Raw genomic sequence first — 15,596 nt, forward strand, 5'->3', positions numbered from 1 at the left:
GCTGATCACTCCACGAGGCCGGACAGCTCGAACCAGCGCTCCTCGACCGCATCCCGATCGGTCTCGAGCGAGGTGATCCTCGCCATCTCGGCGGCCAGGCCCCCGTAGTCGGCCTGATCGTGATCGGCGAGCGCCGTGCGCGCCGTCGCGATCTGCTTCTCGAGCTTCTCGAGACGGCGCTCCAGCGACGCGATCTCCTTCTGCATAGCCCGAAGCTCCGCACCGGTCAGCTGCGGTGCATCCGGTATGTCAGCGGATGCCGCGGCGCGGCCGGCCGCAGGAGCCTGACGCTCGCGCTCGCGCAGCCGCAGGTACTCGTCGACGCCCCCCGGCAGGTGGCGCAGGTGCCCGCTCAGGATCGCGAACTGCTGGTCGGTGACCCGTTCGATGAAATAGCGATCGTGGGATACGACCAGGAGCGTGCCGGGCCACGTGTCGAGCAGGTCCTCCATCGCGGCGAGCATGTCGGTGTCGAGATCGTTCGTGGGCTCGTCGAGGATCAGCACGTTCGGCTGCTCGAGGAGGATCAGCAGCAGCTGCAGGCGACGCTTCTGCCCGCCCGAGAGGTCCTTCACGGGCGTCGACAGCTGCGCGCTCGAAAAGCCCATCTGCTCGAGGAGCTGACCCGGGGTGAGCTCCTGGGCCTTCGAGCCGGCACCGAACGTGTACGAGGTCCGCAGGCCCGCGATGACGACCCGCACGGGATCGTCGAGGTGCTCCTCGAGTTCGTCCAGGCGCTGCGTCAGCGTCGCCACCTTGACGGTCTTGCCGCGCTTGACCCGACCGGTCGTCGGCTCGACCTCACCCGACACCAGCCCGAGGAGCGTGGACTTGCCGGCGCCGTTGACGCCCAGGATGCCCGTGCGCTCCCCCGGCGCGATACGCCACTCGAGGGGATGCAGCACGACGCGATCGCCGTAGCTGACCGAGGTGTCGAGCAGATCGACGACGTCCTTGCCGAGGCGCGTGACGGCGAGCGACTGCAGCTCGGTCTTGTCGCGGATCTCGGGGACGTCGGCGATGAGCTCGTTGGCCGCATCGATGCGGAACTTCGGCTTGGACGTGCGCGCGGGGGCTCCTCGCCGCAGCCACGCCAGCTCCTTGCGGGCGAGGTTCTGGCGTCGCGCCTCGATCGTCGCCGCCTGCCGGTCACGCTCGACGCGCTGCAGGATGTATGCGGCGTATCCGCCGTCGAAGGGCTCGACGATGCGGTCGTGCACCTCCCACGTCGATGTGCACACCTCATCGAGGAACCACCGGTCGTGGGTGACGACGAGCAGGCCGCCCTGGTTCGCCGGCCACCGGCGCTTGATGTGCTCGGCGAGCCAGGCGATCGCCTCGACGTCGAGGTGGTTCGTCGGCTCGTCGAGGAAGATGACGTCGTGGTCCCCGACGAGCAGCTGCGCGAGCGCGACGCGGCGGCGCTGGCCGCCGGACAGGCCCGTGACGGGACCGTCCCACGCGATGTCGGCGAGCAGCCCGGCGATGACGTCGCGCACGCGCGAGGATCCCGCCCACTCGTACTCCGGCGTGTCGCCGACGACGGCCTCGGCGACCGTGCCGGTCTCGCCGAGGGTGTCGGACTGGTCGAGGACCCCGACGCGGACGCCGCCGCGCACCGTGACGCGGCCGCCGTCGGGTTCGAGCCGGCCGGCGAGCATCGCCAGGAGGCTGGATTTGCCGTCGCCGTTGCGGCCGACGACGCCGATCCGATCGCCTTCGTCGATGCCGAGCGAGACGGAGTCGAACACGACCTTGGTGGGGAACTCGAGGTGCAGGGCTTCCGCCCCGAGAAGATGCGCCATATCCCTCCCAGGCTAGGCCCCCTTGACCGTGAGACTGCACCGGGGCGCCGAGACTGCGGGGTTCACCCGCAGTCTCGGCCGTCGGTTGCAGTCTCGCGGGTAGTGGGCGGGGGTCAGTACCAGAACGACAGGCGGGGGGCGATGGGCCACGAGAGGATGGCGGCGGCGCGAAGCGCGTCCGAGGACACGACGCGTCCGGCGGCGGCGAGCGTCGCCAGCGAGACGCCGCCGAGGTAGACCGCTGCCAGCTCGGCCGCCCCGAGAGCGACCGTGACGGCGGCGGCCGGCCCCTCGCCGGAGATGCGCGACACCCGCGCCGTGCCGTCGGCGGCGACATCGAGCAGGTGTCGCCCGCCGGCGAAGTCGAGCGGGTCGGTCACATCGAGCACGACCCGGCCGGGCACCGCATACCGCCGCGCCTCCAACGCCGCCGCGACGTCGAGGATGCGCACGTACTGGTGGTCGTTGACCGTCACGGTCGCGGCGCGCTGGTCGCTGATCATCCACCGCAGCGGCTCGTCGACCGACAGCTCCTCGGCACGCACCTCGGCCACGAGGTCGAGCTCGAGCAGGAACCGCCACAGCGCGGCGTACGCGTCGTCGCCGTCGGCGACGAGGTAGTGCACCGACGCCGTCGCCTTCGTGAAGTCGTCGTGGTTCTCGCGCAGCCCGTAGACCGCGACTCCGCGCACCTCGCCGGTCGCGTCGGTGTACTGCACGGCGCGCTTGTCGCCGGGCTTGTCGGCATCGGGGCGCGTGCCGGCGAAGGCGTCCCAGTGCGATGCCGGCACGTCGATCTCGCCCGCAACGCGCAGCCGCGCCCGCTCGTGCACGACGGGCATGAGCTCGCGGGCCCGCTCACGCGAGACGAAGTCGACTCGCCCGTCCGGGCGCGGCCCGATCCACCCGGCGCGCGCCGTCTCGATCCGCCACGACGCGCTCATCGCCGCCGGCGCGAAACCGTAGCGACCGTAGAGCGTGGACTCGCTCACCGTGAGCATCGCCATGGGCACACCGGCATCCTTCGCGGCGCGCAGCTCGCCCTCGAGCATGGCCCGCGCGATCCCCCGGCGACGGTGCGTCGGCGAGACCGTCACGGCCGAGATGGCGCACGACGGGATGCCGCCACCACCGGGCACCGCGAGGTCTCCGACCCACGACGCGATCGTGCCGACGGGTGCGTCCGCCATGGGCGTCGTCGGATCGTAGACGCCCGTCAGGCGCCGGTACCCGCTGCGCTCGCGGATCGCCGCGATCTGGTCGTCGGTGCGCTCGCCGTCCTGGAACCCGCGTCGCACGACCTGCAGCCACGGCGCGAAGGCATCGGAGTCGACGCCGACCCGGCGATAGTCCAGTCCGTTCGCGGCGAGCCGTTCGGCCGATGCGGAATCCACCGCACCCTCACGGAACGCCGTGACGAGGGCGTCTTCGGACAGGCTCATGGGCGTTCTCCTCTGTTATTCGCGGCCCGATCGAGGTCAGGCGTGGATGATGCGCGCGCCGGCGACCGGCCCGTGCACGTGCAGGGCTTCGTGACCGGCGGCCGACAGTGTCACCTGCAGATCGAGCGCGGACTCGGCATCGTGCGTGAGAAACGCGATCGTCGGTCCCGACCCCGACACGATACCGGCGAGCGCCGACGCGCTCGACTCCCCCAGCTCGAGAAGCTCGCGCAAGTCGGGGCGCAGCGAGAGGGCGGCCGCCTGCAGGTCGTTGCGCAGCACGTCGGCCAGCGCCGCCGCGTCGCCCGCGCGCAGCGCCTGCAGCACGATGGGCGCGACGTCGGGGGCATGATCGACGCGTCGGATGCCGGTGCGCGTGCGCAGTTCGTCGAGATGCCCGTAGACGCTCGGCGTGGACAGGCCGTCATCGGACGGCACGATGACCCAGTCGAACCGGCCCTTCGCGAGCGCCGGGCTCAGCTGATCGCCCCGGCCCGTGCCGACCGCCGTGCCGCCCAGCAGGGCGAAGGGCACATCGGCGCCGAGCCTCGCCGCAAGCCGGTGCAGCTCGGTGCTGCCGAGGTCGGTGCCCCACAGCGCGTCGCACGCGACGAGCGCGGCCGCGGCATCGGCCGAGCCCCCGCCCATGCCTCCTGCGACGGGCACGTGCTTGGCGATGTCGAGGTGCACGCCGCCGGCGTGACCCGCCTTCTGCGCGACGAGTCGTGCCGCCCGCAGCGCGAGATTGCGGTCGTCCAGCGGCACACCCGAGACGTCGACGGAGCCCGACACCGAGAGGGTGAATTCGTCGGAGTGCGACGCGACGACGTCTTCGTACAGCGAGACGGCCTGGTACGCCGACGCGACGTCGTGATACCCGTCGTCCTGCACGCTCCCCACCTCGAAGAAGACGTTGAGCTTGCCCGGAGCACGCACACGCACGTGATCGCTCGTGAATGCGTGGGTCACGTGTCCTCCGCCTTCTGCCGCAGGTCGCGCTGACCGCCGGCAGCGAGGGCGTCGATGCGCGCGAGCTCGTCCGCCGCGAAAGGTGCACCGCCGGCGGCGGCCGCGTACGGACGGTGCCGGTCGCCACCGCGGGCGAGGTGGGGATGCACGTCGGTCACGGATCCAGGCTACCGACCGACGCGCGCGATGCGCAGGTAGTCCTCGACCGTGAGGTTCTCGCCCCGCGCCGTCGGGGCGACGCCGGCAGCCTCGAGCACGACGCTGGCTTCGGCCGCCGACCCACCCAGCACGCCGGAGAGCGCCTGGCGCAGCATCTTGCGGCGCTGCTGGAATGCGGCGTCGACGATGCTGAACGTGCGGCGACGCTCGTCCTCGGTCCCGCGCGGCTCCGCGTCGCGTTCGAAGGCGACGAGCACGCTGTCGACGTTCGGCACGGGCCAGAACACGTGGCGGGACACCGTGCCGGCGAGCCGCCACGTTCCCCACCACGCCGCTTTGACGCTGGGCGAGCCGTAGATCTTCGATCCGGGGCCGGCCGCGAGCCGCTCCCCCACTTCGGCCTGCACCATGACCACGCCGCGCTGCAGCCCCGGGAACGTCTCGAGGAAGTGCAGCAGGACCGGCACGCTCACGTTGTAGGGCAGGTTGGCGACGAGCACCGTCGGGTCGCCGGGCAGATCGGTCACCCGCAGCGCATCGGCGTCCACGACCGTCAGGGCACCCGCGGGCACACCGTGGGCGCGAGCGGTGTCGGCCAGTCGCGCAGCGAGCCGGTGGTCGATCTCGACGGCCGTGACGGCGGCACCGGCCTCGAGGATCGCGAGGGTCAGCGAGCCCAGACCGGGTCCGATCTCGACGACGCGCTCGCCCGCCGTGACGCGCGCGACGTGCACGATCTTGCGCACGGTGTTGGCGTCGACGACGAAGTTCTGCCCCAGCTTCTTGGTCGGGGTGACATCGAGTTCGGCCGCGAGCGCGCGGATCTCGGACGCACCGAGCAGGGTCACGGACATGCGTCAACTGTAGTCACGCGGGTGGGCGCGGCTTCGCCGACCGGCCGCCGCCGCACGCACCCCTATGATCGGGGCCATGACGAACAACTCCAAGTCGCACGAACAGATCCGCGAAGAGCGCGAAGCCGCTCAGAAGGAGAAGGAGCGCCTCGAGGCTGCGGAGCAGAATCGACTCGACGACGAGGCCCGCCCCGAGTAGCACTCGGCCACCGCCGGGGTCGGCGCCCCTCATAGGATGACGGGATGCCTTCCCCCGGCGAACTCATCGCACCACGCCGACTCGGCAGGGATTTCCGGTGGCTGCTCGCCTCGTCCTGGACGAGCAACCTCGGCGACGGGATCGCCCTGGCGGCATCCCCTCTCCTGATCGCATCGCTGACGTCGTCGCCGCTGCTCGTGGCCGCCGGAGCGATGATGCAGTACCTCCCCTGGCTGCTCTTCGGCCTGCTCGCGGGATCCGTCGCCGATCATCATGACCGACGGCGACTGGTCATGATCGCCAACGCCTCGCGCGCCGTCGTGGTCACGGGACTGGTCGTGTTCCTCCTCACCGGCCAGGTGACGGTGGTGATCGTGCTCGCGGCGGCGTTCCTCTACGGCACGGCCGAAGTGTTCGCCGACTCGGCGGGCGCGACGCTGCTGCCGATGCTCGTGCGCCCCGTCGACCTCGGCACGGGCAATGCGCGGCTGCAGGCGGGGTTCCTCGTCGGCAATCAGCTCGCGGGGCCGCCCCTGGGCGCGTTCCTCTTCGCGGCGGGTTCCTTCTGGCCCTTCCTCACCCAGATCCTGTGCGTGTCGCTCGCCGTCGTGCTCATCTCGCGCATCGCGCGCACGCCCGTGCCGCCGAAGGAGCATCCGGCGCCCCAGGCGAAGCCCCGCCCGATCCGCGAAGGGCTCGCGTGGCTGCGCGACAACCCGCCGGTGCGCACGCTCGTCGTCATCATCCTCGTCTTCAACGTGACCTGGGCAGCTCCCTGGGGCATCCTCGTGCTCTACGCGACCGAGCACCTCGGCATGGGCGCCGTCGGCTTCGGAACCCTCATGACGGCGTCGGCGCTCGGCGGCATCATCGCGACCCTGTGCTTCGGATGGCTCGAGCGGCACGTGTCGTTCGCGACGCTCATGCGCGTGTGCCTGACGCTCGAAGTGCTCATGCACCTCGCGTTCGCCCTCACGACCTCGCCCGTCGTCGCCTTGGCGCTCATGTTCGGCTTCGGCGCGTACGCGTTCGTGTGGGGCACGATCTCGACGACCGTGCGCCAGCGACTCGTGCCGCTGCACCTGCAGGGCCGCATCGCCTCGGTCAACATGGTCGGCGTGTTCGGGGGGCTCGTGATCGGCCAGCTGATCGGCGGCCTGCTGGCACAGGGGTGGGGCCTCACGGCGCCGTGGTGGTTCGCGTTCGCCGGGTCGGCGATCACGCTGGCCGTCGTGTGGCGGTCGATCTCGCACATCGCCGCGTCCCGCCCCGTCCTCGACGACGGGGAGCCGGATCAGTCCTCGAAGGCCCCGTAGACCTCGAGCGTGTTCGCGGCCAGCTGCGCGCAGAGCTCGTCGAGTTCGACGCCCAGTTCGACGGCCATGAATCGCACCGTGACGGGGATGAGATACGGCGCGTTCGGACGACCGCGATGCGGCACGGGCGTCAGGAACGGTGCATCCGTCTCGACGAGGATCCGCTCGCGCGGGGTCGCCTTCAGGGCATCCCGCAGGGTCTGGGCGTTCTTGAACGTCACGTTCCCCGCGAAGGACAGGTAGTACCCGTTCTCGGCGGCGATCGCGGCCATCGCCGCGTCGCCCGAGAAGCAGTGGAAGACCGTGCGCTCGGGCGCGCCGACCCTCGCGAGGGTCTCGAGCACGGCGTCGTGAGCCTCGCGGTCGTGGATCTGCATCGCGATGTCGTGCTTCTTCGCGAGGGCGATGTGCGCCTCGAAGCTCTCGAACTGCGCCGGCAGTCCCTCGTCGCCCGTGCGGAAGAAGTCGAGACCCGTCTCGCCGATGGCGCGCACGCGCGGCTGCTCTGCGAGCTCGTCGATGACCGCGATCGCCTCGTCCAGTCGTTCCGCCGCCCGGTAGGCGGGAGCCTCGTTGGGGTGGATCGCGACGGCCGCCAGCACGCGAGGATGGGATGCCGCAGCCCACGCCGACCAGCGGCTCGAGTCGATGTCGCCACCGGCCTGCACGACGCCGGCGACGCCGACCCGGGCGGCGCGCTCGAGCTGCTCGTCGAGGCTCAGCGACGTGTCGCCGTCGTCGATCTCGAGGTGCGCGTGGTTGTCGTAGACGGCGACAGGCAGCGGCTCGGGCGCGTCGGGCCAGCGCACGTCGCCGCGGCCCTCCTGCGAGCGCGTGCGGACGTACTGCGACGGGTCGACGTCACTCACGCGCTCTGCTCGATGCGGGGGAACAGCGGCGCGAGGCCGTTGACGCTCGTGCCGGCGCGCAGAGCCCCCCACTGCCCCGCCTCGCGGATGGGCTGGTCGATGAGGCGCCCGAGCGACTCGCCGGCGCCCAGGGCGACCCACAGCTTCTCGGTCGCTTCGGGCATGACCGGCGACAGCAGCACCGCGAGGGCGCGCAGGCCCTCGGCGGCCGTGTAGAGCACGGTGCCCAGGCGCGTGCGCTGAGCGTCGTCCTTCGCGAGCGCCCACGGCTCGTTCTCGGTGATGTAGAGGTTGAGGTCATCGACGATCGTCCAGATCGCGTGGATGGCTTCGTCGATGCGGAACCGCTCGATCGCGTCGTCGGCCGCGGTGGCGGCATCCGCCACGATCTGCTGCACGCGCAGATCGCGCTCGGTGTATTCGCCCGCCGGCGGCACGATTCCCTCGAAATACCGCTCGATCATGGCCGTCGTCCGGGATGCCAGGTTGCCGAAGCCGTTCGCGAGCTCGGCCTGGTAGCGGGCCGAGAGATCCTCCCACGAGAACGAGCCGTCCTGGCCGAACGCGATCGCCGAGAGGAAGTAGAACCGGTAGGCGTCCGATCCGAAGACGTCGGTGATCTCGGACGGCGCGATGCCGGTGAGCTTCGACTTCGACATCTTCTCGCCGCCGACGAGCAGCCAGCCGTGCGCGAAGACGCCCGCGGGAACATCGACGCCGGCGGCCATGAGCATCGCCGGCCAGATGACGGCGTGGAAGCGCAGGATGTCCTTGCCCACGACGTGGTACGCCGGCCAGCGCCGGGCGAACTCGCCTGCCGGCCCCGAGCCGTTCGACGCGTCGTCGCCGTATCCCACGGCCGTCGCGTAGTTGAGGAGGGCATCGACCCAGACGTAGATGACGTGGGATTCGTCCCACGGCACCGTGATGCCCCAGTCGAACGTCGACCGCGAGATCGAGAGGTCCTTGAGCCCGCTCTTGACGAACGAGACGACCTCGTTGCGCGCGGATTCGGGGCGGATGAAGTCCGGCACCGAGCTGTACAGCTCGATGAGCCGGTCCTGGAACTCGCTGAGCTTGAAGAAGTAGTTCTTCTCCTGCAGCAGCTCGAGCGGCTTGGAGTGGATCGCGCAGACCTTGAGCCCTTCGAACGCCCCCTCGCCCTCGACGATCTCGGCGTCGGTCTTGAACTCCTCGCAGCCGACGCAGTACAGCGCCTCGAACTCGCCCGCGTAGATGTATCCGCGGTCGTAGATGGCCTGCACGAACTGCTTGACGCGCTCCTCGTGGCGGGGCTGCGTCGTGCGGATGAAGTCGTCGTTGGCGACATCGAGGGTCTCCAGCAGCGGGAACCACGATTCGCTCACGAGCTTGTCGACCCACTCCTGGGGCGTGGACCCGTTGGCGGCGGCGGCCCGCATCATCTTCTGGCCGTGCTCGTCGGTGCCCGTGAGCATCCAGGTGTCATCGCCCGCCTGGCGATGCCAGCGGGCGAGCGCGTCGACGGCCACGGTCGTGTAGCCGTGGCCGATGTGGGGCACGTCGCTCGGGTAGTAGATCGGCGTCGTGATGTAGAAGCTGCGGCCGGAAGTCACCCTTGAGATTCTAGGCCGGTTGGATGCCGCGCCTCGCGCTATGACGGCCGCGCTCGCCGCGCGAGCGCTTCCTGGTAGAGCTCCCGCGACGAGTGGCCCGTGTGCGCGGCGACCTCGGTCGCGGCATCCTTCAGGCGCGTTCCCGCCGCGACGAGGTCGAGCACGTGCGTCACGGCGTCGGCGAACGGGACCTCGCGCGCCGCGGCGCCGGCGACGACGATGACGAGCTCGCCCCGCACGCCCTGCTCGGCCCACGTGACCAGTTCGGCGAGCGTCCCCCGCGCGACCTCTTCGTGCAGCTTCGTCAGTTCGCGGCAGACGGCGGCCCGCCGGTCTGCTCCGAACGTCGCCGCCATGTCGGCCAGCGTCGCGGCCGCTCGCGACGGCGCGTCGAAGAACACCATCGTGCGCGGTTCGCCCGCGAGCGCCGTGAACGCGGCCGTCCGCTCGCCGTGCTTGCGTGCGACGAACCCCTCGAACGTGAAGCGGTCGGTCGGAAGGCCCGCGACGGCGAGCGCCGTGACGACGGCACTCGGACCGGGGATGGCGGTGACGTCGACCCCCGCCTCGGCGGCGGCGGCGACGAGCCCGTAGCCGGGGTCGGAGACCGTGGGCATGCCGGCATCGGACAGCACGAGCACGTCCTGGTCGCGGGCGAGTTCGACGATCTCGGGCGCGCGCTCCTTCTCGTTGTGGTCGTGCAGCGCGATGAGCTTCGGCCGGTTGCCGATCCCGAGCGCCGCGAGCAGCCGCTGCGTCGTGCGGGTGTCCTCGGCCGCGACGATCGTCGCCTGCTCGAGCGCCTCGACGAGACGCCGCGACGCGTCGCCCAGATTTCCGATGGGGGTCGCCGCGAGGATGATCACGCCGCCAGCATAGGCTGGTCGCCGTGACGTCGATCGCCGAGCCGCTGCCGCCGCTCGCGCGACCCACCCTCTACGACGGCTGGATGGCGCGACTGTCCGCCGTCCCGCGCACGGCGCGGTTGTGGCGCTGGCTCGCACCCGCCCTCGTCACGCTCGTCGCGGCGATCCTGCGCCTGTGGAACCTCGGGCATCCCGGCACCCTGATCTTCGACGAGACCTATTACGTCAAGGATGCCTGGACGCAGTGGAACCTCGGGTATGCCGCCTCCTGGCCGGACGACGCCGACGCGAGCTTCGTCGCGGGCGACACCGACGTCTTCCTGACGTCGGGCAGCTTCGTCGTGCATCCGCCGCTCGGCAAGTTCCTCATCGGCGCCGGCATGGCGCTCTTCGGCCCGGAGTCGGCCTTCGGCTGGCGCATCGCCGTGGCCGTGTTCGGCATCGCGACCGTGCTCGTGCTGTACCTCGCGGCGAAGTCGCTCTCGGGATCGATCGCCTTCGCCACCGTGGCATCCGCTCTCATGGCGGTCGACGGTCTCGCGATCGCGATGAGCCGCGTCGCCCTGCTCGACGGCATCCTGACGTTCTTCGTTCTGCTCGCGTTCTGGTTCATCGTGCGGGACCACCGGCGTACGGCGACCCGGTTCGCCGCGGCGCTCGCGGCACGCGACCACGGCGACGACCCGCCCGCGTGGGGGCCCGTCCTGTGGAACCGGCCGTGGGTGATCGCGGCGGGCGCCGCGGTCGGCGCCGCGACCGCCGTGAAGTGGTCGGGCCTGTATGTCGCGGCGGGTCTGGGCATCTACCTCGTCGTCGTCGACGCGCTCGCCCGGCGCCGCGCCGGCGTCATCTTCTGGCCCACCGATGCCGCCTTCCGCCAGGGCGTCGTGACCTTCGTGCTGTTCATCCCGGTCGCCGCCGCCGTCTATCTGGCGTCGTGGACGAGCTGGCTCACGACCGACGGCGGTTACGGGCGCCGCGCGCTCGAGGGCTCCGACGGCGGCGGAATCGGCTCTGCCCTGGCGAATCTGTGGGCGTACCACGAGCAGATCTACGGCTTCCACGTCGGTCTTGTGAGCGCCCACGGCTACGCGAGCCCCGCGTGGCAGTGGCCCCTGCTCATGCGTCCGACGTCGATGTACTTCCAGAACGACGACCAGGTCGTGCAGAACATCTACAGCATGCCGAACCCGCTCGTCTGGTACGCCGCCGTCGCCGCCGCGGTCTACCTCGTGTGGCGCTTCGCCGTGTCGCGGGACTGGCGCATCGCGCTCGTGCTGACAGGCATCGCCGTGACGTACGTGCCCTGGCTGCTGTATCCCGAGCGCACGATCTTCCAGTTCTACACCGTCGCGATCCTGCCGTTCCTGCTGCTCGCTCTGACGTTCGCGCTGCGCGACCTCGCCGGTGCGGGAAGCACCGACGGCTACCGGCGACGCTCGGGCCAGCGCGTCGTGTGGGTCTACCTCGCCGTCGTGCTCGTGGTCGCGGCGTTCTGGTACCCGATCGTCACGGCGACCGCCGTGCCGTACGACTTCTGGCGCCTGCACAACTGGATGCCCACCTGGATCTGACGGGCTCGGGGGCGCTCCCTGAAGCGGTCGTCAGCGGGCGGGTGGCGACGCGGATGCCGCGGCCCGCACGGCATCCGGCAGCGCCGCCAGGATCCGCTCGATCGCGGCATCGTCGTGGGCTGCCGTGAGGAACCACGCCTCGAACACACTCGGCGGCAGCGATACGCCGGCGTCGAGCATCGCGTGGAAGAAGGGCGGATAGCGCCACGCCTCCTGCGCGCGGGCGTCGTCGTAGTCGCGCACGGGGTCCGGACGGAACGCGAGCGAGAAGAGGCTGCCCGCGTGCGAGACGACGTGGGCGACGCCCTCGGCGGCCAGTGCCTCGCCGAGCGCCGTCGAGACCGTGCGAGCGGCACCGTCGACACGGTCGTAGACGTCGGCATCAGCGAGACGCAGCGTCTCGAGGCCCGCCGCGACGGCGAGCGGATTGCCGCTCAGGGTGCCCGCCTGGTAGACGGGGCCGAGCGGCGCGAGCAGCTCCATCAGGTCGGTGCGGCCGCCGATCGCCGCCAGCGGCATCCCCCCGCCGATGACCTTGCCGAAAGTCACGAGGTCGGGGCGCCACTGCTCGCCCGCGGCGCGCTCCAGCCCCCACCAGCCGGCCGGTCCGACGCGGAAGCCCGTGAGCACTTCGTCGAGGATCAGCAGCGCGCCGTTCGCGTGCGCCGTCTCGCTGAGGAACGCGTTGAAGCCGGTCTCGGGCGCGAGGATGCCGGCGTTGGCCCCGGCCGCCTCGGTGATGATCGCCGCGATGCGACCCGGGTGCGCCGCGAACGCCGCGTCGATCGCGGCACGGTCGTTGTAGGGCAGCACGAGCGTGAGCGCCGCGACGTCGGCCGGCACTCCCGCCGAGCCCGGCAGCCCGAGCGTCGCGACACCGGAGCCGGATTCGGCCAGCAGTCCGTCGGAGTGCCCGTGGTAGTGCCCCGCGAACTTGATGATGACGTCGCGTCCGGTCGCGCCGCGCGCGATGCGGATCGCGGTCATGGTCGCCTCGGTGCCCGTCGAGACCAGCCGCAGGCGGTCGATGCCGCGCACGCCGTCGACGCGCAGCCGGTCGATGACGAGCTCGGCCAGCTCCGTCTCGGCCGGTGTCGAGGCACCGAACGACAGGCCTCGGGATGCCGCCTCCTGCACGGCGGCGACGACCCGGGGGTGCGCGTGGCCGAGCAGCGCGGGGCCCCACGACGCGACGAGGTCGACGTAGTCGCGGCCGGCGACGTCGCGCACGGTGGCCCCGTTCGCGCGAACGATCGACAGGGGCGTGCCGCCCACCGAGCCGAAGGCGCGCACGGGCGAGTTCACGCCACCGGGGATGACGGCCCGTGCCCGGATTGCGGCGTCGTCGTTCGTCGTCATGCGCAGAGCCTCTCGGCGGCCTCGATGGCCCAATAGGTCAGGACGGCGTCGGCACCGGCGCGCACGATCCCGACGAGCGATTCGTCGATCGCGCGGGCGCGGTCGATCCAGCCGTGGGCGGCTGCCGCCTCGATCATGGCGTACTCCCCCGACACCTGGTACGCCCAGACGGGCACGGGTGCCGATGCCGCCGTTTCGGCCAGCACGTCGAGATAGCTCATGGCGGGCTTGACCATGACGATGTCGGCGCCTTCGGCGATGTCGAGATCGACTTCGCGCAGCCCCTCGCGGCGGTTCGCGGGGTCGAGCTGGTAGGTGCGGCGGTCCCCCACGAGCGTGGACTGCACCGCTTCGCGGAAGGGCCCGTAGAACGCCGAGGCGTACTTCGCGGCGTACGCGAGGATCGCCGTCTCGTCGTGGCCGGCGCCGTCGAGCACGGCACGCACCGCAGCGACCTGGCCGTCCATCATGCCGGACAGCCCCAGCAGTCGCGATCCGGCGCCGGCCTGCGCGAGAGCCATGTCGCGGTACCGCTCGAGGGTCTCGTCATTGTCGACGCGGCCGTTGTCATCCAGCACGCCGCAGTGGCCGTGGTCGGTGAACTCGTCGAGGCACAGGTCCGTCTGCACGACCAGCGTGTCGCCGACCTCGGCGGCGGCGACGCGCGTGGCAACGTTGAGGATACCGTCGTCGTCGGTCGCCCCCGAACCGACGGCGTCCTTGTGCTCGGGCACGCCGAAGAGCATGATCCCGCCGATGCCCGCCGTCGCGGCGCGGTGCAGTTCGCGCTTCAGCGAGTCGAGCGAATGCTGCACGACGCCGGGCATCGAGCTGATCGGCACGGGCTCGCTCGCTCCTTCCCGCACGAAGAGCGGCAGCACGAGCTGTGCGGGGCTCACGCGGGCCTCTTGCACGAGCCGGCGCCAGGCCGCATTCGCGCGCAGTCGGCGCGGGCGGACGGAGGGGAAAGCGCTCATCGGGGGTCCTCGTAGAGACGGGCACGCAGGGGCGCCAGTTCGGCGGCTCCCGCGGCGAGCAGTTCATCGGCGACGCGGTGGGCGATCTCGAGCGCCGTGACGTCGCCGATGTAGGCGGCGTGCGAACTCGTGAGCTGATCCCCGCCGTCGGGTCGGTAGACCCGCGCCGAGAGGAACAGCATCCCGTCCTCGACGAACGCGTGGGCACCGACGGGAGCCGCGCACCCCGCTTCGAGCCTGGCCAGCACGCCCCGCTCCGCTTCGGCCGCGACGCGTGACGGACGGTGGTCGACCCGCGCCGCGAGACGCTCGTCGCCCGCGCGGGTCTCGACCGCGAGCGCCCCCTGTGCGGGGGCCGTGGGCCAGCCGTCGAGGTCGAACAGCTCGGTCACGACCCCGAGCCGATCGAGCCGCCCGAGACCCGCCGCGGCGAGCACGACGGCGTCGAGATCGGTGCCGACCCGGCCCAGGCGCGTGTCGATGTTGCCGCGGATGTCGATGAGGTCGAGGTCGGGTCGGCGCCTCGCGAGCTGCGCGCGGCGGCGGGGCGACCCCGTGCCGATCCTCGCCCCCTCGGGCAGGGTGTCCAGCGTCAGGGCGTCGCGGGCGCACAGTGCGTCGCGTGCATCCGCCCGCTTCGGCACCGCGGCGATCGACAGTCCCTCGAGAGGGCTCGTGGGAAGGTCCTTGAACGAGTGCACGACGGCATCGATCTCGCCGGCCAGGAGCGCCTCGCGCAGCGCGGCCGCGAAGACGCCCGTGCCGCCCAGGGCCGACAGCGACGCCGTGGACCGGTCACCCTCGGACACGATCGGCACGAGCTCGCCGCCGAGGGCATCGGCGACGGTCGCGGCTTGGGTCATCGCGAGGGCGCTCGCGCGCGTGCCGATCCGCAGCACGCTCATGGCGACGTCGCCCCGGTCACGCGAGCACCTCACCCAGCTCATCGGGTGTGATGAGGCGACCCGTGAAGAACGGCACCTCTTCGCGCACGTGACGGCGCGCTTCGGTGAACCGCAGGTGCCGCATGAGGTCGACGAGCTCGATGGGATCGTCGGCTTCGAGGCCGAGCAGCCACTCGTAGTCGCCCAGCGCGAAGCTCGCGACGGTGTTCGACTGCACGCCCGGGTACTCGCGGCCCTTGCGGCCGTGGTCGGCGAGCATCGCGCCGCGCTCGGCGGGCGGCAGCAGGTACCACTCGTAGCTGCGCACGAACGGGTACACCGTCAGCCACCCCTTGGGCGGCAGGCCGCGCGCGTAGGCGGGTGAGTGGTCGCGGCTGAACTCGGCGTCGCGGTGCACGCCGAGCGCGTTCCACGTCGGCAGCAGCGGCGAGAGCTCGAGCGAGCGGCGCAGCGTGCGCAGGTCGGCCTGCAGACCGTCGGCGGTGTCGCCGGTGAGCCACAGCATCACATCGGCGTCGGCGCGCAGGCCCGAGACGTCGTAGACGCCGCGCAGGCTGGGTACGCCCGCCGAGATCTCGGCGAAGCCGGAGCCCGTGGCGGGTGCGGGGTGCGGGTCGCGGCGGAACACCGCCCACAGCGTGTAGAACGTCGTCGGATCGGTGCCTTCGTTCGCAGAACTCACCCGTCCATCCTCCTCCTTTTCCGAC

The 15,596-nt window shown here is 71.4% G+C and carries 15 protein-coding genes; 3 read left to right on the forward strand and 12 right to left on the reverse strand.

From position 1 onward, the window contains the following. Positions 1 to 5: 5 nt before the first annotated feature. The 5 genes from ACWICD_RS05010 to rsmA all read right to left on the reverse strand — a co-directional run bounded on the left by ACWICD_RS05010 (position 6) and on the right by rsmA (position 5,229). Positions 6 to 1,805, reverse strand: coding sequence for an ABC-F family ATP-binding cassette domain-containing protein (locus ACWICD_RS05010; RefSeq protein WP_454139470.1), 1,800 nt, complete (start codon positions 1,803 to 1,805; stop codon positions 6 to 8). A gap of 113 nt (positions 1,806 to 1,918) precedes the next feature. After that, on the reverse strand, positions 1,919 to 3,247 hold the full coding sequence (locus tag ACWICD_RS05015) for a GNAT family N-acetyltransferase (RefSeq protein WP_454139471.1): 1,329 nt from the start codon (positions 3,245 to 3,247) through the stop codon (positions 1,919 to 1,921). A gap of 36 nt (positions 3,248 to 3,283) precedes the next feature. Next, complete coding sequence (locus ACWICD_RS05020; RefSeq protein WP_454139472.1) at positions 3,284 to 4,216, reverse strand: 4-(cytidine 5'-diphospho)-2-C-methyl-D-erythritol kinase; 933 nt, start codon at positions 4,214 to 4,216, stop codon at positions 3,284 to 3,286. After that, entirely contained in the window at positions 4,213 to 4,374 is a 162-nt protein-coding gene (locus tag ACWICD_RS05025) for a hypothetical protein (RefSeq protein ID WP_376130047.1), read from the reverse strand. Before ACWICD_RS05025 ends, ACWICD_RS05020 begins: the two co-directional genes overlap by 4 nt. A 9-nt stretch (positions 4,375 to 4,383) precedes the next feature. Continuing rightward, entirely contained in the window at positions 4,384 to 5,229 is an 846-nt protein-coding gene (rsmA, locus tag ACWICD_RS05030; protein ID WP_454139473.1) for a 16S rRNA (adenine(1518)-N(6)/adenine(1519)-N(6))-dimethyltransferase RsmA, read from the reverse strand. A 76-nt stretch (positions 5,230 to 5,305) separates the two neighbouring features. Between rsmA and ACWICD_RS05035 the strand changes: the two genes are divergently transcribed. Next, positions 5,306 to 5,428: a hypothetical protein gene (locus ACWICD_RS05035; RefSeq protein WP_376130053.1), complete on the forward strand. Its 123-nt coding sequence runs from the start codon at positions 5,306 to 5,308 to the stop codon at positions 5,426 to 5,428. Positions 5,429 to 5,472: 44 nt separating this feature from the next. After that, positions 5,473 to 6,744 carry an MFS transporter gene (locus tag ACWICD_RS05040; RefSeq protein WP_376130056.1) on the forward strand — a complete coding sequence of 424 codons (1,272 nt, stop codon included), beginning with the start codon at positions 5,473 to 5,475 and terminating at the stop codon, positions 6,742 to 6,744. On the opposite strand, the gene ACWICD_RS05045 is transcribed toward ACWICD_RS05040, so the two are convergent. The 3 genes from ACWICD_RS05045 to rsmI are packed head-to-tail and all read right to left on the reverse strand — an operon-like array spanning position 6,723 to position 10,074. Then, on the reverse strand, positions 6,723 to 7,613 hold the full coding sequence (locus ACWICD_RS05045) for a TatD family hydrolase (protein ID WP_376130059.1): 891 nt from the start codon (positions 7,611 to 7,613) through the stop codon (positions 6,723 to 6,725). The genes ACWICD_RS05040 and ACWICD_RS05045 overlap by 22 nt on opposite strands. Beyond that, positions 7,610 to 9,208, reverse strand: coding sequence for a methionine--tRNA ligase (metG, locus tag ACWICD_RS05050; protein WP_454139475.1), 1,599 nt, complete (start codon positions 9,206 to 9,208; stop codon positions 7,610 to 7,612). The genes ACWICD_RS05045 and metG overlap by 4 nt, the downstream gene beginning before the upstream one ends. Before the next feature lie 38 nt (positions 9,209 to 9,246). Then, positions 9,247 to 10,074 carry a 16S rRNA (cytidine(1402)-2'-O)-methyltransferase gene (gene rsmI / locus ACWICD_RS05055; protein ID WP_376130065.1) on the reverse strand — a complete coding sequence of 276 codons (828 nt, stop codon included), beginning with the start codon at positions 10,072 to 10,074 and terminating at the stop codon, positions 9,247 to 9,249. Between the two features lie 23 nt (positions 10,075 to 10,097). Here rsmI and ACWICD_RS05060 point away from each other — a divergent pair, with 23 nt between their 5' ends. Then, positions 10,098 to 11,648, forward strand: a complete 1,551-nt coding sequence (locus ACWICD_RS05060) for a dolichyl-phosphate-mannose--protein mannosyltransferase (RefSeq protein ID WP_454139476.1) — start codon at positions 10,098 to 10,100, stop codon at positions 11,646 to 11,648. Between the two features lie 30 nt (positions 11,649 to 11,678). Here the strand turns inward: ACWICD_RS05060 and hemL are convergent, their stop codons facing one another. The 4 genes from hemL to hemQ are packed head-to-tail and all read right to left on the reverse strand — an operon-like array spanning position 11,679 to position 15,571. Continuing rightward, positions 11,679 to 13,007, reverse strand: a complete 1,329-nt coding sequence (gene hemL / locus ACWICD_RS05065; protein WP_454139478.1) for a glutamate-1-semialdehyde 2,1-aminomutase — start codon at positions 13,005 to 13,007, stop codon at positions 11,679 to 11,681. After that, positions 13,004 to 13,984 carry a porphobilinogen synthase gene (gene hemB, locus ACWICD_RS05070; RefSeq protein WP_376130074.1) on the reverse strand — a complete coding sequence of 327 codons (981 nt, stop codon included), beginning with the start codon at positions 13,982 to 13,984 and terminating at the stop codon, positions 13,004 to 13,006. The genes hemL and hemB overlap by 4 nt, the downstream gene beginning before the upstream one ends. Then, positions 13,981 to 14,931, reverse strand: a complete 951-nt coding sequence (gene hemC / locus ACWICD_RS05075; protein WP_376130076.1) for a hydroxymethylbilane synthase — start codon at positions 14,929 to 14,931, stop codon at positions 13,981 to 13,983. Before hemC ends, hemB begins: the two co-directional genes overlap by 4 nt. Next, a complete protein-coding gene (hemQ, locus tag ACWICD_RS05080; RefSeq protein ID WP_376130079.1) occupies positions 14,906 to 15,571 on the reverse strand; it encodes a hydrogen peroxide-dependent heme synthase in 666 nt (221 codons plus the stop codon). Before hemQ ends, hemC begins: the two co-directional genes overlap by 26 nt. Between the last annotated feature and the right edge of the window lie 25 nt (positions 15,572 to 15,596).

The sequence above is a fragment of the Microbacterium sp. NPDC055357 genome, from assembly GCF_053644835.1.

Bases quoted from the DNA above. Each gene is read 5' to 3' on its own strand.
- rsmA (WP_454139473.1), bottom strand. From the start codon at position 5,229: ATGTCCGTGACCCTGCTCGGTGCGTCCGAGATCCGCGCGCTCGCGGCC.
- hemC (WP_376130076.1), bottom strand. From the start codon at position 14,931: ATGAGCTGGGTGAGGTGCTCGCGTGACCGGGGCGACGTCGCCATGAGC.
- ACWICD_RS05040 (WP_376130056.1), top strand. From the start codon at position 5,473: ATGCCTTCCCCCGGCGAACTCATCGCACCACGCCGACTCGGCAGGGAT.
- ACWICD_RS05015 (WP_454139471.1), bottom strand. From the start codon at position 3,247: ATGAGCCTGTCCGAAGACGCCCTCGTCACGGCGTTCCGTGAGGGTGCG.
- ACWICD_RS05010 (WP_454139470.1), bottom strand. From the start codon at position 1,805: ATGGCGCATCTTCTCGGGGCGGAAGCCCTGCACCTCGAGTTCCCCACC.
- hemB (WP_376130074.1), bottom strand. From the start codon at position 13,984: ATGAGCGCTTTCCCCTCCGTCCGCCCGCGCCGACTGCGCGCGAATGCG.
- ACWICD_RS05035 (WP_376130053.1), top strand. From the start codon at position 5,306: ATGACGAACAACTCCAAGTCGCACGAACAGATCCGCGAAGAGCGCGAA.
- hemL (WP_454139478.1), bottom strand. From the start codon at position 13,007: ATGACGACGAACGACGACGCCGCAATCCGGGCACGGGCCGTCATCCCC.